We start from the raw sequence: 20,953 nt of genomic DNA on the forward strand, positions 1-20,953 counted from the left end.
TTAATATTATGTATTCAACTAAAAACATAGTAAATTTACCAAAATTTAGCATTATAATTATTTAAATATATTTTGATTATAAAAATCACCCTCCTTTTGTAATTTTTCGTAAATATTTGAGATCCCATCCTCCAAATTTATCTCTATAAATTTTTCACTTATACATTTAATTATTTGATTATATTTCTTACATTCTTCAAGTTTTAAAATTAAAGTTTCTTTATATTTCTTAGATTTCAAAAATTTCTCATTTTCATATATATTTTCAAATCTTAATATTTCCTCTTCATACTTATGTTCTATAATATCTAAGTAATTTATCTTAAATTTTAGAAAATCTTCGCTCGAAAACCTATGAATATAAGTTAAAGCATTAATACCATTATTTTTACCTGAACAAAATTCAAAATAAATCGGACATTTGTTATAAATCTTTGAATGATTTTTAAAAAAATCCTTTAAGAAATACTGAACAATATTTTCTCTATAACTTCCACCCTTAAATCCAAGAGAGCTACAAACAAATCTTAAATTCTCATCAATAAACTCCTTATCAAATACAATTTCTAAAAACTTCAAAAATAAATTGTAAATATCATTTTTAAAATATTCCTCTGTAGAAATTATTAAAATATTATCTTTTTCTGGGTAAAATTTTTCATAATCCCTTTTAAAAATATTATCTACATTATCTATAACCTTCTCATAATCAAGCGAATATCTTCCAAACACACATCCAACAAAATAACTCAAGAAACTCTCAACAAATTTTTTCTCATCAATCTTTCTTATAGATACATTTCCATCTTCAACTTCGTAAGAAACCTCATCTGAAAATCCATAAATTTCTTTGAAAATAAAATTTATTCTCTCCTCATTTCTCTTAACCTCCTCGAACATGGTTTCAACTTCTCTATAAAAATTATCATAAGAATCTTTAAGTCTTCCACTTATCTTAAATTCAATTGATGGATGAACTTTAAAATCCCAAGATGTTTCATAAAAATCCCATTCTTTTTTGCACAAATAAATATTTCTATTAGCAAGCTTTGTTATATCATCTAAATATGAATCATCCATTATAATCGGAAGATCTCCAATATTACCTATTTGAAAATTAACTGTCGGTGCTATAGAAGATAATAGATAAAAACAAACATTTGAACACAAAAAAGCTAAAATATATTTTTCATACTTTTTATCTGGAAAAAGAGAAGATCCAGAAACATCAAAAATAAATCCATAATCTTTATACCTAACACCAAAATTTTTAAAACCAAATAAAGACCATGTAATTCCTTTTTTGAAATAATACTTTCTATTTTTAATCACAAACTCTGGATCAGTTATTCGAGGATATTTCGCCTTCACAAAATTTATAAGATTTTCTCCAGAATTCTCATATTTAATTATGTACTCATTATTTCCATACCATTTCCTATAGTCCCCACCTTTGTTATATGGAAACCATTTCTTATCTATATTCTTCACATCATTATGATTTTTAGAGCAAAATTCTATATCACTTTTGTTAAGTTCATACCAATATCTAACAAAAGTTTTATTATCAGTTGTTGCCATACCTTGTTTTGGCTCAAAATATTCTTTAAGAGGTTTAAACTCTCTAAAAATTTCTCTTGCCCTCTCACTTATCCAATAATTTATTGGAGATCCTGGAACATCATCAAATGATTTCAATTTTATCCTTGAGTTCCTATTATGCGATATTGGAAAATTAGTAGGCTCACCACTTGCATTAATATCTTCATATTTAACATAGTTGTATATTCCTTCATAATCTTCAATCGATTTCTTCTTAAATATGGTAGCACTCGTTCCAAAAGCAATTGACATTACATTATTGTCCATATGTAAAAGTGAAACTATCGTATTACTTTCTGATATAGATTTTCTAAGTTTCTCAAATTTATAAAGAAACATCCAAGATTGCATAGTGAGCATTACATTAAATCCATTATCATGTGTTAACTCAAATCCCCTCTCAATAAATACGGAAAATAAATCCATTTTACTATTTGGATAATTCTCTTTTAAATAAAGTGCAAGTTTTTCCCCCATTCCACGACTACTCATGTATGGAGGATTTGTTACAACAATGTGATACTTACTACTCAAAAGTCTTGAGAGATTAATTAAGTTTTTCATACAATAAAGCTCTTCTTCATTTAAATAAGGATATATAGCATCTTCTATTGAATCAAAATCAAGTTTCTTCACAGATAAAAGAGAACCATATTCCTTTGAATCTCTAAATGAATCCAATATATATTTAACATCATAAAATTTATCATGCTCAAGAATACTTGCCTTCGCAAGTACACTATCATATATTTCATTACTCTCAATAATCGGATAAAGATTGAACTTAATATTATTATTCCTTAAAAATTTCCTAAATCTACTTCTACCTTTCATCATAAGAGCAAAGTATGCAAGTTCATACGCCCTATCATCAATATCAATTCCAAACAAATTATTTTCAAATATTAAATACGGAATCTCACTCTCTAAATATCCGTACTCCTTATAGATCTCAAAAAGAAGATCGAATGCATAAACCAAAATATGGCCACTACCCATACATGGATCAATTATTTTTATATCTTCTGGTGAAATATTTTTAAAGTCAGGTTCCCCAATCTCTGCATCAACAAAATATTTAAGTTTTACTGGAAATTCACTTTCTCCACTATTTTCTATGTAGAATCTCCCAAGAGAATTTTCGACCATATACTTAACAATCCATTTAGGTGTAAAAATTTGAGTTACAGAAGGTATATTTTCTTTAGATATCTTTATATTTTGCTTAAGTCTCCTAAAAATTTCATCCTTCTTTTCTGTTATGTAGTATTGATAAAGCCAACCAATAATTTCAACGTTATTGAAAAAATATTTTTCATCAATTTCCTCTATAATTTTTCTAATAAAACTATTCTCATTAGAAAGATTAACTGGAAAAAGTAAATTTCTATAATCATTTGTCTTTTTAAAAATTCCAGGAAGAATTTCATTTAAAGCATTGCATTGCTCAATAAACAAATACTTAAATAATTCATCAATTTTATTCTCGCTTTTAAGCTTAAGAATATATTCTCTATCGACATAAAAATCCAAATCATCAAAATATGTAACTATATCAGGATCAATCTTATTCTTATTTAAAGACGACAAAACCCTAATACCAGATGGAAGATAATTATTAATTTCCATAAATCTTATAGCAATTACACGATTGAACCAAGTATAAGCAGCTTCCTCAACAATAGAATCAAATCCTCTTTCACTAATTTTCTTAACTAAAATTTCTCTTTTCTCTATATCTTGTCCAAAAATTCTATATACCCTATCTGCTCCTATTTTATACTCCTCATACTCATTCCCATCTCTTACACCTTCTTGTACATGATCTTTCGTAATACCAAGTAAAAGAAGCTTATCAGTTACTTCCTTTATTAAACTTTTCCTCGCCCAAACAGCAAAATTTTTAATTACATTCTTATTCATCAATAATCCCTCTATCTTTTAAAAATATGCCCTCCATTTTAATTCCATAAATATCAAACAAACTAGAACAACCATTAAGCTTATCTTTCAACTCATACAATAAATCTTCACATATAAAATCAGCAATCTCTTTATCCAAAAATTCATCAACATACTTAATATTTTGATCCAAATATAAACTATGTATCTCAAAAAAAGAATTAACATATCCTTTTAATTTTGAAATACTACGATATGGATCATCACTATGTAAAACTTCTTTAATTTTTAATGCACACTCATATACACCATTTTTATTAGGAATAAAATTCTTATCTTTATTAAAAATTTCTATAGAAACAATAGCCCTCTTAAATATTTCAAACTGAACACTCGTATAAAAATTATGAACAAGTTCAAATTTTTCAAATTTTGATAATATTAGATTTTCATCTAAATCACATAAATTAGCATCCTTAAACTCGAATATAAAATTCTCAAATTCATTTACAAAATCAATATTCAAATAAACATTATTACTTTTTGAAATATTTTTAATCAAATTAATACGCTCTAAAATCTCATTAAAATCATCAGATGAAGTCACCTTAAGTTCATCAATACTATTAACAAAATATTTCTTACCAAATATCTCTTCAAATAATTTTTTATAAATATTGAATTTATGTTTTCCTCCATTATCCAAAAATTCAACGTAAATTTTATTTAAACTTCCTTTAACCTCTACAAACTCCTTAAGCTTATCAAAACTATAATCACAAAATAATTTTCCTTCTTTTACAAAACACAAAATCCCAAATAAAACATCATGTCTATTAAATCCATAAGGTATTTGTTTAAAATGAGAAATGATGTCAGAAATTTTTATCTTCCCAACATTGCTCAAAAAATTAAAAAGTTCTTTCATAAATAAAGAATTACAAATCAATATTTCATTTAACATTTTATCATCATTCAAAGCTACAAGCATATCTTTTGTGGAATCCAAAACCCTTTCAATATAAAAAAACTTATTAAATCTACATGAAATAATATCATTTAAAGCTATTCTAAAAATCTCCCCTACACTTGAAAATTTTTTACATAAAATTTCTCCATTTACAAATATCTTTGCACTCTTAATATTATCAAGTATTAAAACCTTAACTCTCTCTAAACGATTATTATGTTCAACTTCCTTTTGCTTAATAATTTCATAGAATGAATCCTTATAAGAATCCTTATTATACTTTAAAAATTTATCTAACTTTAGATATAAATTTATCTCCTCGACTAAACTTTTATCATTATCCAAATAAACGATAACATTGTTCTCTATACTAGATATAACCCTTATCAAATCCAAATTAAAATTCTCATCGTAATTGGTCATAAGAACTTTAATTCCAATAAGATTTGCCTTTGAAACCCTATATTCTCCGTTATCAAAAAATTGGTTAATACCGAAGTAACCCTTTCCTTGATACTTAAACTTGACAATCCCTATAACTTCATCAAATATTTCCCTGCATAACAAGTTATTTATATCATGTGAATTAACATTACTCCTAATTATTTTATAATTTATATCTCTCTCATTCTTTGACAAAAAATAAAATTTATCGCCATCTCTACTAACAAATCCTTCGTTAATAAGCTTAGATAAAGAATTCTTAATTTTATTTATTATATTACTCTCTAAACTAATATTGGAAATAATTAATGATAATATAGTATCCATGTTCCCAACCATATTCGGAACATACTTAATCAAAAATAATACCTTCAATATGTTAATATCAAATTCATCAAGCATCGTATAATCTTTTAAAATCAAAAATATGTACTGATGATTATAATCAATAAAATCACTAATCGCATCATAGAACATATAAAACGGAACAATACAGTTAATATCATAATCCTTAAAATTAATTAAAACCTTTTGAAAACAATTAATAATACTTCTTTCACCTTTTGATATATCCCTACTTATAACATTGTTCTTAATCATATAAAATATAATTTCCCTTAAAAGCTCAAGCTGATAAGGAAGAAAAGGATAATAATTTACAAATTGATCTCTATTTATACTATTTTGATGATTACTTATAACTAGATCTGATCCAAACTTCGTCTTTATAAAAAACTTTTTCTCATCATAAAACTCTCCTATCAGATCTATGAACTCATCCTTTTTAAGTAACAATCTCCTATTCAAAACTTCTCCAATATTAATGCTCGATAAATGAAACTTATTTTTAAATCTACTTTGAATTTTTGAAAAATCATAGCTTTTATCATTTACCATATTTAAAATATCAACATGACTTGTAACAATAACAAACGCCCTTCCTAAACATTTAATAGAAAGTTCCTCAACAATCGTCTGAAGATTTAAAATCTTATTCACATCATCAGCTATAAATTGAGAAACTTCATCTATCATAAACACAATACTATGGTCCTTACCTTTTTTCTCTATATACTCGTTAACTTTACGAGCAAAAATATCAACATTCATTTTATAATTCTTTTCAATATTAACAAAATAATCTTGTGCTACATCTAAACTAAAATTCTTACACACACTCAACGCCTTAATTAAATGCTCTTTATAAAAATAAAACTTCTCTCTTCCTTCTTCCCAACTAATATTAGAAATATCTAAAAACTCTCGTCTAAAATCATCAAAAATATTTTCATCAGATAGTTGTTCCTCAAGTTCACATACAAATCCATGACAAGATGAAAATCCCCTCATAGAATTAAACTCATTAACAAATACATCAAGCATTAATTCTTCTTTAATATTTTTTGAATCTATATTAAAGATGATAACATCCTTGGAGATACCTGCTACAAATTCAAGATCGTTTTTAATTTTAAGCAGACAATCATTATTTTTAATTAATAAATCCAAATTAATTTGCCTAAGTATGTAATATAAAATCTTAAGAAAATGCGATTTACCACTACCAAAAAAACCTGAAATCCAAAATCCGATTTCATCATTTCTAGTAACAAAAGTATTTTTATACGCTTCAATAAATTTACTTATGTAATTAAAAATCTCATGAGTAATAACATACTCGTCTATCTCAACTATCTCTCTCCCCATATTTTCTGAAACTTTAACTACACTTTGTATATCTCTCTCAACATCTTTTAAAAAAATATCTTTGATAAACATATTACACCTCAAAAAATAACAACTTATAATTCAAAAAACCAAATTATAAGTTGCTATAAAATCATTTTAAATTATAATCTTTTTTCAAGTTCATTCTTCAAACTTTCAAATCCTTTTTTACCAAGAAGTGCAAACATATTTCTCTTATAATTTTCAACACCCTCCTGATTGAATGGATTCACAGCAGCCAAGTGACCACTTATACCACAAGCTTTTTCAAAGAAATAGATCATATATCCAATATGATAAGCATCAATCTTAGGTATAGTAACAACCATATTAGGAACTCCGCCATCTAAATGAGCAAGAAGCGTCCCTGCAAAAGCTTTTTTATTAACAAAATCAACTGTCTTACCATTTAAATAATTAAGACCATCAATATCTCCATCCATGTTCTTAATTGTAAGATCTTTTAATGGATTTTCTACATTTATAACAGTCTCCATAATATTTCTCATTCCATCTTGTATATACTGACCAAGTGAATGCAAATCTGTAGACAAATTAACAGAAGACGGATAAATTCCTTTTTTATCCTTTCCTTCACTTTCTCCATATAATTGTTTCCACCATTCAGCAAAGAAAGTAAGTGATGGCTCATATGATGCTAAAATTTCTGTACTATAACCCTTTCTATAAAGAATATTTCTTGTTGCAGCATATCTGTAACAAGCATTTTCATCTAAATTGTCGCTTCCAAAATCTTTTATAGCATCTCTAGCACCCTGCATGAGAGCATCAATATCTGCACCAGAAACAGCTATAGGTAAAAGTCCAACTGGAGTTAATACAGAAAATCTTCCTCCAACGTCATCTGGTATTACAAAAGTTTCATATCCCTCACTATCAGCAAGACCTTTCAATGCCCCTCTTGCCTTATCAGTTGTGGCTATTATTCTATCCCTCGCACCATCTTTTCCATATTTTTCTTCCAAAAAACTTTTGAAAAATCTAAATGCAAGAGCTGGTTCTGTAGTAGTTCCAGATTTAGATATAACATTCACATAAACACTTTTATCTTTAATTAACTCTAATAAATCAATTAAATAAGTAGAGCTTATACTATTTCCTGCAAAAAATATCTGAGGGGCTTTTCTATCTTCTGGACTTAAATAATTAAAGAAAGTACTATTTAAAGATTCGATACAAGCTTTAGCTCCTAAATATGAACCTCCTATACCTATAACTATTAAAACATCCGCATTATCCCTTATTTTCTGTGCTGTAATCTTAATTCTATTATACTCTTCTCTATCATAATCATTTGGCAGGTTTATCCAACCCAAAAAGTCACTTCCAGCTCCCGTATTACTTTTAAGTAATTCATGAGCAAGCTTAACCTGAGGTGTTATCAAAGCCAACTCTTCACTATTTATATAATTTCCTAATTTTGAATCATCAAATTTCAACTTACATGTAGACATTAAATACCCTCCTTAAGATTTTTTTAAATTTATGAAAAAACAAATCTCTATAAAATTATTTTAAAATAACTTTAGTTAAAAATAAAGTAAATAAAAAATAAACCAAAATTATAATAAATACAAAAGGCAAAATAGCCTTATATGCACTCTTAACTAATAACCAAAAATCTTGCTTGTCTATTTCTATCTTTTTATTAATTTCATCTTTACCATCATCTTTTTTATTATTCCTATTAAACAACATATTTCAACTTTATCCTTCTAACATAACTGATACCTTAATTATAAATTTTGAGCATAAAAAAAACAATAAAAAGCGTTAACAAATTCGCTTATTTATTGTTTCCTAAAAATTATATAATATCTATAACACTTAAAATATTTTTACATGTAATATTAATAGTCTTATATACTCCATCTACTCTCCTTATATATCTACCATTTAATATTACATTCCAAGATAAATCAGTATTTAAAACAATTTCACTCATATAGGAACTAATATTACAATCAACAATTTGATTATGCATAGTATCTGCATTAGAAAAATCTAAATTAAGATTAGATACAACCGCAACTACATTTACATTTAAAAGATTCTGTGAAACACCATTAATATGCAATGTAGAAAATACTTCTTTCACATAAACTTGATCTCTACTATCCTTAAATATTCCCTTTTTATTAGTAAATATCTGTGACTTTACACAAAGTAAATAAGCCCCATAAATTAAAAATACTAATGCTAATGTAAACTCCAAGCTAATTCCAGAAAATATAATAATTAAAGCTACGCCAACTATAATAAATATCTTACCCGCAGTCTTTGTATACCTATCCTTTAACAACGTAATACCATTATAAATAAGTAAGACAGATATGATATAAATCAAAACTCTAAAACTATTAAATATATTTACTCCTCCAATAAGGAAAATTAGTCCAAGAACTAAAAAGAGTAATCCCTTTAAAAAATTATGATTTTTTGTAAACATACAACACCCCCATAACTGTATAATCAAAATCACTTATTCTTCCTTAAATTTTTTCCTTTAAATTTAATCATTTGTCTACTAAACTTAATATTTATATACACCAATATTACTATCGTAACCATCATTATTAAAAAAGCAACAATATCTTTATATATAACAAAATTATTATCAGTAATCACTATAAACGGAGTAAAAAATGGAATACATACTAATAAATTTTTCAAATAATTAGCTGGAAACTGTAAATTAACCATTGAGAAAAAATATCCTATAGAAATCAAAAATACAATTGGAATTAATCCTATTGATAATTCCTCAATCTTATCAATCACACTCCCTATCAAAGTAAATAATAAACCATATATTATAAACCCTAATATAAAATACAGTACATATTTTAACATAAATACAGTGTCAAACACTATAATTTCTTTAATTATCGGAAAATACTTATCACTCATCAAACCCGTTATTAAAAACAAAATTCCTATGAAATATAACAACTGCATTAATGCAACCAATAAATAACCAAATAATTTCCCCAATATAATTACAGGTAATCTAACTTTAGTTATAAATATATCAATTATTTTTGAGCTCTTCTCTATATTTACATTCATAGCTATAAATTGTCCATATAATACAAAAATTGTATAGATGAATAGAAGCAACAAAAACGGATATGTATAATTTTTGATAACACCTATAACTTTATTTTTAGATAAACTCAATGATTCAAAATTGTAATTAGGATAACTTACACCATCTTCAAATTTCTTGCTTAAAATATATCTATCCAATATAAATTTGATTTCAGGATAATTCTCCCTTGTAAAGATATTAATCGTATTTTTAGAAATTACATTTATGTATCCATCGATATCCCCATTGTTTAATTTATCCATTAATTTATCTTCCGTAATTTCTCTTTCAACTAATTTAAAATAATACTTATTATCTAAATTATCTTCTATATTCCTTAAATATAAATTCAGCTCCAAATCATCATCAAATATATAATTCTTACCATCAGAGATATAAATCAAATATTCACTACTATCTCCTGATACGAAATTTAACTTCACAATTAAATCTGGTAAGATCAATATAACCATAATTAAAAGAGATATTACCAAAGTAGATATCTTAAAAAAATTTCTACTAATAATATCTCTGAAGTTATACGCAGCTATTATAAAAAATTTGTTCACCTATAAATCACCAGCCGTATTCAAAAAAATTTCATGTAATGATTTATATTTTAAACCAAAGTTAAAAATCTTAATCCTATTATTGTACAAAATATTTAATATATCACCTGCAACATTTTCATTTAATATCTCTATCTCATAAGTATTCTTATTTTTTACTATTCCTTTAACACCATATATTTTTAAATTCGGCAAATTCCCGTCTATCTCAAGAATTAATTTATTTCTGCCATAGGACTTTTTAATATTAAATAAATTTCCTTCAATGGTCTGAATTCCATTTTTAAAAATAGATATCTTATCACAAAATTCCTCTATATAATGCGTTTGATGAGTACAGAATATAATGTATTTACCACTATTAACAAGTTCAATTACTATATTTCTTAATGTTTCAGAATTTACTGGATCCAATCCACTAAATGGCTCATCAAATATTAAAATATCTGGATCATGAATTATAGTTGAAATTATTTGTACTTTCTGCTGATTACCCTTAGATAAGGTTTCTATTGGCTTATTGATATACTCTTCTAATTGAAACTTTTCTACCCAATAATTAATTTTAGTTTTTGATTCCTTAACATCAAGTCCAGATATTCTTGAAAAATAAAACAAATGATTCCATACCGTGCTCTTATAATAAAGGCTCTTTTCTTCTGGCAAATATCCTATTTTTTCACCAATAACATTTAACTCTTTATTTTTAAATAAAACCTGACCACTATCTTTACTTATTATATCCAAAATCATTTTAATGGTAGTAGTCTTACCTGCCCCATTTCTACCCAATATTCCATATGCTCTACCTGCTTCAACTTCAAAATTAACTCTATTTACGACTTTTTTATCACCATATGTCTTATTTAAGTTTATAATCTTCAAACTCATAATCTAATTTTTCTGCGTAATATCAATTCCATAATTTTCTTTATAATAATTAATTATGTAATCTTCTGCCTCTGGAATTTCAACATTTTGGAAATGATCTCTCTTTTCAGTTAAATCCTTCTGAACTTGCTCACTTTCATAAGCTTGTTCGTTTACCATTTCTCTAAATTTAGCTTGCTGTACAATACCTCCCACTACTCCTGTTACAAGCATAGCTCCAGATAATACTCCACTAGCTGCAACTAACTTATTAAATGGATGGTTTGGCCTTTGTTGTTCAACAGTCCTTTGAGTTTCTATTTCAGTTAACCTTTGATTCAAATTATTAATATCTAAAGTTGAATTAAGCTGGGAAGATCTAGATAAAGATGATGAGACTCTCCTAACGTTCTGAGATCTATTCGTAACATTCCCTATAGAACTAGCTACACTAGATACTCTTCTAATAATTGACGCATTTGCACTAACTAAACTTCCACTTAAAACACAAATATTAATTAAAGCAAATGTTAGCATTGACTTGTTCTTATTTAATTTAAATTTACATACATTACCCATATCTTTATCCCTCAGTTCCTATACTAAATCCAGGTTTTACCTCTGGAGTACTCTCTGGTTTAGCTATTGGATTCTTATATTTTTCAGGCATTGCTACTCCCCAACTATTAAAAAGATTTTGCATATATTTTTCACGTTCTTCGTAATACGCATCATACGTATTTTCAATTATGTCTTTCTGTACTTTTTCAGATTGATGGTATTGAGATTGAGTTAATCCTAATCCAACGGCTGTACCTACAGCACCAACTATTGAAACACTTAATCCAATACCTCCTAACGTCTTTTCTTGAGGGGTCAACCTATATCTAACATTTGTGACTAATGGTCTTTGTACTGTTCTTGATACTACACTCGCTGTTCCCCTAATAGATGCATTAGCTTTTTCACTCTGAGTCGCCAAAATATTAAATGCTATAGGCCCAGCAACCAATGTGCTAAGCATGCATTTTATCGCATTCACCTTCTTTTTATGTAACATATTCTCCTCCTAAATTACCATGTGCCATAACATATTTACAACAAAACAAATATGGCAAAAAAATTTCAATACATTTTGCTAAAAATATTTAAAATTAAGTATTACCCAACAATTATAAAAATAATATAAAGTGTTAACATTTTTAAAAGAGGTTTAATCTAATGGACACTTTAACAAATACTATTAACTCAAAAGTAAATTGTTTAAATCTAGATATTGAGGAATTGCTATATACGGAACTTTCATTTATAACAAATCAAATAAAATACGATTTTAGACAAAATTCTCTAAATAACCTTTCAAAATATATTGAAAAATTAGATGAAATCAAAACGCTTAAACACGGCATAACATCATATATAAATTCCTACGATTTTTCTGCAAATCTCGATTTTACAGAAACATCAAATGATATAGAAAATGCAATAGCTACATCTGGAAATGTGTATATAAAACCAAATATTCAGAAAATAAGCAATATCCCAACATCATACTCAAATATTCCAGATAATAATTACTATTTTTATAATTTTAATGCTGACTACGGGGAAACGGATAAAAGTCTAAATCTTGTCTATAAATTAATAAAGATTGAAGACTTCGACTTGTTTCCATTAAAAATAAGTGGATTAAAATTATTTGATAATATTTTTCTTGGACAAACCTTTAGAGATTCAATGAAAAAATTGTTCTCTTTTTTATTCATGCTAAATGAATTACCAATCATAGAAATTTGTAATAAACAATCAGAATATTTTTCAAACTCTGCTGCTAATATGAATAAGCCTATTATGCTCAAAGAAAATGAATGTTATTTCGAGTCAAATGTAGATGAAGATGAGGCTATAGAAATGATAAAAACATTTTTAAATCATATAGACATTGATTTATCAGCTTGCAAAGTTTTAATGAATTGTTCTATTGACAAGGAAAATGAACATTATATAACAATTGTTTTATAAAATAAAGGCAACATATACGTATATGTTGCCTTTAACTTTAAAGCTTATTATTTAATTACAAGCTTAATATTCAATATCTAATATACATATAGCATCGTCTTCCAAAAAGTAATAAACAAACTCAACCATGTATTCATTCTCTAAACGAATTCTTATTTTGTAATATATATTCCCTAAAAAGTCAAACACATCTCTATATATATATTCAATAATATCATAATTTAAAATATCCTGAACCTTCTCTAAAAATATATCTTCATCTTTAAACTTCTTACATAAAAGAGTGTCCAATACCTCCACTAAAACTTCCCCCTTATATCGATAATAATACAAGTCTAATTGCTAAATATGTAAATTTTAAATTATTATTAATAATAATTTCATTATAACATAATATTTAAAAATTTTCCATGTATTAGAATAAAATCATTTTATTTCTAACTTCCTCACTAACCTTATCGCCTCGCAACAATGACAATAACTTAAATCCAAAATCAAATATAGATCCAGCACAATTAGATGTTATTATCTTATTATTTATTACAACCTTCTCTTTCAAATATATACCATTCTTTACAAACTGCTCAAATCCTTCATAACAAGTAAATTTATTATTCTCAAGTAAACCAGCATCACCTAAAATTACAGGAGCTGCACAAATAGCTGATAAATATTTATTATTTGAATACATATATTCAATCAATTCGTATATTGGTTTAAATTTCCTTATTTCCTCAACTCCACCGACTCCGCCTGGAAATATTGCCATCTCATAATCTGCAAAATTAATATCAAAAAACAGCTTATCACATATAATTTTTATGTCATGTGCACCAAATACTTCTAAAGAATCCGTTATAGATACCATGTGCACATCAACATTTCCTCTCCTTAAAATATCTACAACACTAATAGACTCGAGTTCCTCAAATCCCTTTGCAATAAAAATACAAACCTTCATTAGTTAATCACCACTTTTAAATAAATTTTAATATATAAATAATTGCTTAACTATGATATAATTAAGTAAGTTACAAGTTATGTTTTAGGTAGCTTCCATATATTATTAATTAAAACATATTCTTCTCCTACTTTAACCTAAAACATATCGTGTAACTTTAATTTATTCCACTTGATCCAAATCCATTAGATCCTCTGTCAGTATCATTATTTATATAATCTACTTTACATATTTTAACATTATATGTAGGTTTTAATACTAGTTGTGCAACCTTCATTCCTTCTTTAATCATAAAATCTTGTTTCCCATGATTTATAATTACTATTTTAACCTCTCCTCTATATCCTTCATCTATAGTTCCCGGAGCATTTAATACAGTTATCTGATTATTTAGTGCAAGCCCACTCTTAGGTCTAACTTGAATTTCCGTGTTTTTAGGCAATTCTAATACTAGTCCAATAGATATCAATTCACTTTCTCCACTTTTAATCAATTTATCTTCTACAGAAAACACATCCATTCCAGCATCACCAGGATTTGCGAATTCTGGTAATTTAGAGTTTGGATATAATAGTTTAACTTTTAATTCATACATGTTCATCTACCTAACCTATGTTCTTTTTATTATATAGTAATCCTTAATCTTGTTTAAAACTACCCTTAATTAATAAATTTATTTTAAAAATACATTACTCCCACCTGATGATAATTTTCTCATATCCAAATTAAAATTGTTAATCCTAATCTCTATACAATCATCAATAAACCTGACGTTATTAATATCTAAATCTAAATCCAAATTTCCAAATGCTTTCAATAAATCCTTAACAAATATTTTTATAGGAACATGCTCTATATTAATCCCTGGAAAAACACAATTTATTATCTTTACTTGTATATATAATAAATTCTCTCTTAAGTCCTTTATATTTAAAGAAACATCCCCTAACTCAAATGAACCAATTATTATTCCTTTTAAATAAATAGCTTGACTCACATCTATGCCAGAAATCATAAAATTCCCGCTTTTTACAAAATCTCTTACAAAAGACATTATATCATCACCTGAAAGTCTCAATATCGTCTGCGTAAGCTTCAAAAATATCCCTCCATTTTTATTTAAATTCTTATTTTTAGAATTAATATTTATATTAATATCTTTTGAAATAATATGAATAAACCCTTTTTTAACAACTATATTTTTAAGATTAAACCTTAAATTTGAATTCTTCATCAAATTATTTAAATCTATAACAAAAGTATGTTTATCTAATTTATTTTCATCTATGAGGTCTGTATGGAAAAACCTTATAAAAATATCAACTATAGATTTTGGAATATATATACCCTTAAAACTTATTTTTGTTATTCTAATTTGAATTTTATTATTATAAACTCCATGTATTTTCAAATGTACACTTAAATTTCTAAATATTTTATAACTAATATTTTTTATTTGTATTTCATCAGTAATCTTAATTTCTTTTATAGAAATATTTTTATTTGCTATGAACCTCATTAAAATATCTGTTAAATCTCTTTCACTGACTAAAATAGAAATATCAGTTAATTTCATTGATCATCTCCTGAGTCAAAAAATAAAAAGCACATACCTTATATATTTAGATATATGCTTATCTTCTATATTCTTATTCTCTATATTAAAACTATTTTTCTTTTACTTCTCCCTTTAACTGTTTCTCTAAAGATTTAAACTTAACGTTTGTAAACATCTTTTCAATTATAATTCTTATAGATTTACTCATATCTTCTGTTTTTAAAATCTTATTAAAATCACTCAACCACAAATTAAGACTTTGGTCACTTGGACTATTTCCAAAAACTATATTATATATAATTTTTATTCTTTCTGGATTATCTATGTATTTCTTATCAAATTCTTCATCTTTAATTATGGTAAAAATAAAATTTCTAAGATCAACTTCTTCATTTTTTAATTTGTTATACCAAAGCCAAAACTCATCCTCACTTGGAAACTCAATACTGTTCTCATTCTTGTCTACTCCATTTTTTATATTTATGTAACTATATGAAATAAAATTTTTGATATCATCTTCAGATTTTTTACACTTAAATTCTGGTAAATTTATTTTAACACATTCATCTTTGTCATTTTTAAGTTCTATCTTTAAATCTTTGTAAGTCTTAAGCGGAACCAATTTATTAATCAAAATATGATCGCCTTCAACTTTAACTTCGAGTTTTGAAATTGCACACAATACTTGATTAATTTTAAAAGAATCATCGATATTATGCTTAAACTTTATATTTCCATCTCCAAATTCAATAGAATTTATATCTACAAAACTACCTTCTTCCTCATCATCCTTAATCTCTTCTTTATTTATAATCTTCTCAGCAATATCATATTGATTATCTTTATTTTCATTTTCTTTAATATTATTAAATTCTAATACAAGAGATTCCCGTGTTCCATCTTTTAAGTAATAATTTAAATATATAAAATATGAGTTATTTGGTTCAAAAGCTATTTGATCTGAAATAATTATTTCACCATTTTCATTTTTTACAATATTTAAAATTGGTTTGTTTAACAATTGATTTCCTGTCAATTTATTTTTTATTCCAACAATATCTATATTTCCATCAATATTTAAATGCTTAGAATCAAGAACTAAATTATTTTCATTTGTAAAATGTCCAGTAACAAATTTTATATCATTATTTTCTTCAACTAGTATTGGTATAATTTCATCAAACTTCACTCCGTTTATCTTAACTTTAATTCCATATTTATATTCGCTAACTATTGCACCCTTTAATTTTATAATTCCTTTTTTGGAATTTAATTTTGTTCCTTTATCCTTATCTATCAAATTAAAATTAATGTCATCTAAATTAAAAACACTATCTATCTCTATTAAATCATGATTACTAATGCAATCTATGTTTTTAAAACAAACTTCTACTTCATGACTTGTATTTTTACTTTTAGCAATTGCACCCTTAAAAGATATATTGTTGTTAACAGTTACTTTCAAAACATTATCAAGCTCGATATCATTAATTTTAAATCTCACAAAATAATTATTTTTTGTATCTAACGTTTGATTTATAAATATGCTCCCATTTAACCTTTCTATTGCAGTATTGTAATTAGACTTTAAAAGATTTTTTGCATCTCCTCCATCTCTAAAAACTCCAATTACCTTGACAATATCAGTTATTTTTAATCCCTTAGCATGATCTAAAGATATAAAAATTTTATTGCTTATAACATCTGTTAGTGCACTTGCATTTGATAAATCCACAGGAATAACTTCAACACCAAATCCATTCATAACAAATCCATTTATTTTAAGTATAAGTTCATATGCATTTCCTGCTTCAATTCTTCCAAGTATATCAATCGTATTAACTTTATTTGTTAATTTACATGGAGAAATCAAATTTTTCTCTTTATCTTTAATATCATGTAAAGATACAACTTCTATAACATCATCTTTACTTAAATTATTAATTCCACTTAAATCAACTCTTAAATCTTTTCCTATTTTCTCAATTGCAGTTGCCTTAATTTTTGAAGCATCAATATCCCTGATATTTACATCACAAGCATCATGCTGATCCAAATCAATACCATTAACTCTTAATCTTGCTTTATATTTTTTACCTTGACATAAAGTAGTTTTTAATATTATCTCTCCCTGAAGATTTTTAATTTGATTTTGAGTATAATCAAGATTTAACAACATATTTTCACTAGGATTTGATTCATCATAAACACTCACAACATAAACGTTATCATTTATACCAATTCCGCTATTTTTGTCTATACATACATTTAACTTGTTAGACACTTGAGAAATTATACTTAACTTTACATTATCCTTAACACTTATTTCTCTATATATTGGATTAATATGAAATGAATCTATTCCAACTATTTCAGAACCCTTTTTTAACAATACAGTATATGTAGATGTAGTTAAATCATTTATATCATTTACTTGTATACTTGCCTTACCTTCCCCATCCAATTTAGAATTACCAATCTTTGAATCATTTCTAAAAACACTTACTTCTGAACCAGATAAAGAATTGGTTGTATCCTGAACCTCTAAGACATTTTTTGAATCATTATATGTAACCTTAATATCTAAAACTCTGTAACCATAATCAGTTTTATTTACAACTTTATACACCTGCCCAAGCTCTTTCGTATTTAAAATAATCGTATATGTATCATCATTTAAATTAGAAACAGGAACACCTGATGAATCCAAAAGAATTCTTCCATCATTTGAGAAGGTATACGAAATTGATTTATTAATAAGTTTAATATCTAAAATATTTATATTGCTTGGAATATTAATCAATTTGTATACAGTTCCACCATTTGATTGACTTTCATCTCTAACTATGCTGAGTCCTAAAGCACTAGTGATTTCTAATTTGCTTACTATTTTTGAAATTGAACTTACATTTAATTTGTTACCTATTAACATCATGAAAACCATCATACAAAAAACAAATGAATTAATTATATGTCGATATTTTATCTTCATTTAAACTACTCCTTTAAAATGTGGTTTGTTTTAGTATTATAATTTTATTAGATTATAATGAGTTAAAATTTTTTCCATATATAGAAACAAAAAGGCAAGTTGTTAAAATAATTAAACAACTTGCCTTAAATTATTAATTCTATTCTTCTTTATTTTCAACAACAGTTCTTAAGGATTCTTCAAAATCATTCTCTCCAGATGAAATTGAATCATCAATATAAAAACTATTTAAATAAGTTTCTATAAATTTTTCACAATTATCACGGATTTGCATTTCTATATCTAAAATATCTCCTCCACCTTGTAACACATTAAAAATAAAACTCGTCAAATCATAAAATCCATTCCAAAGTTTCCAATCGTCTGAACTCATAAACTCAGGACAAACTTTTCTGCTTGCATCATAATGCCTAACAAGCTTATCCATTGTCAAATCATGCTTAATTAAAAGTTCAGCAGCTAATCTAGCCATACCCAAAATATTATTTTTATGATCAGAATCCTTATTAACACACATTCCTATTCCAATGCTGTTATCATTTGTTATTCCATATTTTCCTCGGCCATCACCACAATGCCAAGATCTATATTCTTCACCTACAAGATTATAAATTTTATATTCATTATCTTCGTTTCCAACTAAATAATGATAACTCGCATTATCAGATACATTTTCAAAAAAATTATAATGCCTATCTAATCCAGCACCTTCGTCCCAATTACCTGTATCATGAACTACTATATATTCAATCTTCTTATTTTCTCTGTTTGAAAAATTATTAGATATTAATTTTTCCTTCAATAAATATTGTTTCATAATTCAACCTAAAAAAATTATTATTGTATATCATTAATATTTATAAAATATTTTTGATATTCATTTAATCTCCGTTAATTAAAAATTAGTTTCTCAGTAATCCTCTTCACCCTCACAACAAAATTTATAAATAATAGAGATAACCCTTCAGAAAATATTAAACTCATCCATATTCCAGTTAATCCAAATAATCTTGATAAAATTAACAGACTTATAGGGAGAAATATGAAAGATCTAAATATACAAATTACATTTGAATATCTCGGGATTTCCATCGCTTGATAATAAATACTTGTAGTCAAATTTATCCCTAAAATAAAAAATGCTAAATTTGACACATTAAGTCCAAAATACGCAATCCTTATAATTTCTAAATCAGATGTGAATATTTTAATTAAGTTATTTCCCCATATTAAACATATTAAGACATAAATAAAAGTCAACGAAAATCCAAATCTTTTTGAAAATCCATAAAACTTAAGCATATCCTTTCCATTCTTTTCACCAAAAGAATAACTTATAAGAGGTTGAACTCCAAAATTCATACCAAGAAGTACCATATAAATATTTGAATTTATATAATTTATAACACTAAAAGCCGTTAATGCCTTGCTACCAACAAAAAATATAAGAGCAATATTATAGAAAAATATAATCATAGAAAATGTTATTTCAGCAAGGAAAGATGGAAAACCAATCATTACTATGCTTTTTAAAACATCTGAGTTAAATGAAGCTCTTTTAAATCTCAATGCTCCCTTCTTAAAAATAAAATGGTTCATCAAAATTATTATAGTCATGATTTGTCCAATTCCAGTTGCTAAAGCTGCACCTTGTATTCCCCATTTGAATTTAAAAATAAAAATATAATCGAGCACTATATTTGTTATTGCTCCAAATATATTTGCAATCATTCCAAGTTTTGGATTACCATCATTCCTAACAAAACTATTTATAACAATCCCTATTAGATTAAAACTACAAAACAAAGAATAATATTTCAAATACTCTGATGAATAATATAAAATTTCATCTCGTGCCCCAACTAAATACATTATTTTATGACACCCAAATAAAGCAATTACACTTAAAAATAAACTTAACAGCACAATAAGTCTTATAGTTTGTCCAAAAATATTTTGTGCCTTAATCTCATTATTTTCCCCAAAACTTTTAGAAACAAGAGAACCTCCTCCAACTGCTATCATGGTAGCCAATCCAAAATACATTATAGTAATTGGCAAAACCATATTTACAGCAGCAAGTCCAGTATCTCCTATTCCTCTTCCAACAAAAATACCATCCATTATCGTATAAAGAGATGTCACTAACATAGCTATCATAGATGAAATTGAATATTTGAAAAATATTTTTACCATAATCTATCTCCAAATAAATAAATTTAA

The 20,953-nt window shown here is 25.9% G+C and carries 17 protein-coding genes; 1 reads left to right on the plus strand and 16 read right to left on the minus strand.

Going from position 1 to position 20,953, the window contains the following annotated elements:
- Positions 1-57: 57 nt before the first annotated feature.
- The 9 genes from pglX to SFBM_RS05615 all read right to left on the minus strand — a co-directional run bounded on the left by pglX (position 58) and on the right by SFBM_RS05615 (position 12,257).
- Entirely contained in the window at positions 58-3,525 is a 3,468-nt protein-coding gene (gene pglX, locus SFBM_RS05575; RefSeq protein WP_014018010.1) for a BREX-1 system adenine-specific DNA-methyltransferase PglX, read from the minus strand.
- Positions 3,518-6,697, minus strand: coding sequence for a BREX system P-loop protein BrxC (gene brxC, locus SFBM_RS05580; RefSeq protein ID WP_005805677.1), 3,180 nt, complete (start codon positions 6,695-6,697; stop codon positions 3,518-3,520). Before brxC ends, pglX begins: the two co-directional genes overlap by 8 nt.
- Before the next feature lie 71 nt (positions 6,698-6,768).
- Entirely contained in the window at positions 6,769-8,121 is a 1,353-nt protein-coding gene (locus SFBM_RS05585) for a glucose-6-phosphate isomerase (protein ID WP_005805675.1), read from the minus strand.
- Positions 8,122-8,176: 55 nt separating this feature from the next.
- Entirely contained in the window at positions 8,177-8,365 is a 189-nt protein-coding gene (locus SFBM_RS05590) for a hypothetical protein (protein WP_005805673.1), read from the minus strand.
- A gap of 109 nt (positions 8,366-8,474) precedes the next feature.
- On the minus strand, positions 8,475-9,116 hold the full coding sequence (locus SFBM_RS05595) for a hypothetical protein (protein ID WP_005805671.1): 642 nt from the start codon (positions 9,114-9,116) through the stop codon (positions 8,475-8,477).
- A gap of 29 nt (positions 9,117-9,145) precedes the next feature.
- Positions 9,146-10,327: an ABC transporter permease gene (locus SFBM_RS05600; RefSeq protein ID WP_005805670.1), complete on the minus strand. Its 1,182-nt coding sequence runs from the start codon at positions 10,325-10,327 to the stop codon at positions 9,146-9,148.
- Positions 10,328-11,218, minus strand: coding sequence for an ABC transporter ATP-binding protein (locus tag SFBM_RS05605; protein ID WP_005805669.1), 891 nt, complete (start codon positions 11,216-11,218; stop codon positions 10,328-10,330).
- Between the two features lie 3 nt (positions 11,219-11,221).
- Positions 11,222-11,776, minus strand: a complete 555-nt coding sequence (locus SFBM_RS05610) for a hypothetical protein (RefSeq protein ID WP_005805668.1) — start codon at positions 11,774-11,776, stop codon at positions 11,222-11,224.
- A gap of 4 nt (positions 11,777-11,780) precedes the next feature.
- Positions 11,781-12,257 (minus strand): hypothetical protein, encoded by a 477-nt coding sequence (locus SFBM_RS05615; RefSeq protein WP_005805666.1) that lies wholly within the window; start codon positions 12,255-12,257, stop codon positions 11,781-11,783.
- A gap of 161 nt (positions 12,258-12,418) precedes the next feature.
- Between SFBM_RS05615 and SFBM_RS05620 the strand changes: the two genes are divergently transcribed.
- Positions 12,419-13,219 (plus strand): hypothetical protein, encoded by an 801-nt coding sequence (locus SFBM_RS05620; protein WP_014018012.1) that lies wholly within the window; start codon positions 12,419-12,421, stop codon positions 13,217-13,219.
- 63 nt (positions 13,220-13,282) lie between these two features.
- Here the strand turns inward: SFBM_RS05620 and SFBM_RS05625 are convergent, their stop codons facing one another.
- From SFBM_RS05625 to SFBM_RS05655, 7 genes are all read right to left on the minus strand, one after another.
- On the minus strand, positions 13,283-13,519 hold the full coding sequence (locus SFBM_RS05625) for a hypothetical protein (protein WP_005805663.1): 237 nt from the start codon (positions 13,517-13,519) through the stop codon (positions 13,283-13,285).
- A 115-nt stretch (positions 13,520-13,634) separates the two neighbouring features.
- Positions 13,635-14,180, minus strand: coding sequence for a DJ-1 family glyoxalase III (locus SFBM_RS05630; RefSeq protein WP_005805661.1), 546 nt, complete (start codon positions 14,178-14,180; stop codon positions 13,635-13,637).
- Positions 14,181-14,337: 157 nt separating this feature from the next.
- Positions 14,338-14,775 carry a dUTP diphosphatase gene (gene dut, locus SFBM_RS05635; RefSeq protein ID WP_005805659.1) on the minus strand — a complete coding sequence of 146 codons (438 nt, stop codon included), beginning with the start codon at positions 14,773-14,775 and terminating at the stop codon, positions 14,338-14,340.
- Positions 14,776-14,853: 78 nt separating this feature from the next.
- Positions 14,854-15,756, minus strand: a complete 903-nt coding sequence (locus SFBM_RS05640) for a hypothetical protein (protein ID WP_005805658.1) — start codon at positions 15,754-15,756, stop codon at positions 14,854-14,856.
- Between the two features lie 91 nt (positions 15,757-15,847).
- A complete protein-coding gene (locus SFBM_RS05645) occupies positions 15,848-18,730 on the minus strand; it encodes a hypothetical protein (protein ID WP_007441064.1) in 2,883 nt (960 codons plus the stop codon).
- Between the two features lie 139 nt (positions 18,731-18,869).
- Positions 18,870-19,547, minus strand: coding sequence for a peptidoglycan recognition protein family protein (locus tag SFBM_RS05650; protein ID WP_005805655.1), 678 nt, complete (start codon positions 19,545-19,547; stop codon positions 18,870-18,872).
- A 74-nt stretch (positions 19,548-19,621) separates the two neighbouring features.
- Positions 19,622-20,926 carry an MATE family efflux transporter gene (locus SFBM_RS05655; protein WP_005805653.1) on the minus strand — a complete coding sequence of 435 codons (1,305 nt, stop codon included), beginning with the start codon at positions 20,924-20,926 and terminating at the stop codon, positions 19,622-19,624.
- Positions 20,927-20,953 lie beyond the last annotated feature (27 nt).

The organism is Candidatus Arthromitus sp. SFB-mouse-Japan (genome assembly GCF_000270205.1).
Classification (GTDB): domain Bacteria; phylum Bacillota; class Clostridia; order Clostridiales; family Clostridiaceae; genus Dwaynesavagella.

Coding starts and splice junctions, on each gene's coding strand:
- SFBM_RS05620 (WP_014018012.1), top strand. CDS start 12,419: ATGGACACTTTAACAAATACTATTAACTCAAAAGTAAATTGTTTAAAT.
- SFBM_RS05610 (WP_005805668.1), bottom strand. CDS start 11,776: ATGGGTAATGTATGTAAATTTAAATTAAATAAGAACAAGTCAATGCTA.
- SFBM_RS05645 (WP_007441064.1), bottom strand. CDS start 18,730: ATGAAGATAAAATATCGACATATAATTAATTCATTTGTTTTTTGTATG.
- SFBM_RS05640 (WP_005805658.1), bottom strand. CDS start 15,756: ATGAAATTAACTGATATTTCTATTTTAGTCAGTGAAAGAGATTTAACA.
- SFBM_RS05605 (WP_005805669.1), bottom strand. CDS start 11,218: ATGAGTTTGAAGATTATAAACTTAAATAAGACATATGGTGATAAAAAA.
- SFBM_RS05630 (WP_005805661.1), bottom strand. CDS start 14,180: ATGAAGGTTTGTATTTTTATTGCAAAGGGATTTGAGGAACTCGAGTCT.
- SFBM_RS05655 (WP_005805653.1), bottom strand. CDS start 20,926: ATGGTAAAAATATTTTTCAAATATTCAATTTCATCTATGATAGCTATG.
- SFBM_RS05585 (WP_005805675.1), bottom strand. CDS start 8,121: ATGTCTACATGTAAGTTGAAATTTGATGATTCAAAATTAGGAAATTAT.
- brxC (WP_005805677.1), bottom strand. CDS start 6,697: ATGTTTATCAAAGATATTTTTTTAAAAGATGTTGAGAGAGATATACAA.
- SFBM_RS05595 (WP_005805671.1), bottom strand. CDS start 9,116: ATGTTTACAAAAAATCATAATTTTTTAAAGGGATTACTCTTTTTAGTT.
- dut (WP_005805659.1), bottom strand. CDS start 14,775: ATGTATGAATTAAAAGTTAAACTATTATATCCAAACTCTAAATTACCA.
- pglX (WP_014018010.1), bottom strand. CDS start 3,525: ATGAATAAGAATGTAATTAAAAATTTTGCTGTTTGGGCGAGGAAAAGT.
- SFBM_RS05615 (WP_005805666.1), bottom strand. CDS start 12,257: ATGTTACATAAAAAGAAGGTGAATGCGATAAAATGCATGCTTAGCACA.
- SFBM_RS05590 (WP_005805673.1), bottom strand. CDS start 8,365: ATGTTGTTTAATAGGAATAATAAAAAAGATGATGGTAAAGATGAAATT.
- SFBM_RS05650 (WP_005805655.1), bottom strand. CDS start 19,547: ATGAAACAATATTTATTGAAGGAAAAATTAATATCTAATAATTTTTCA.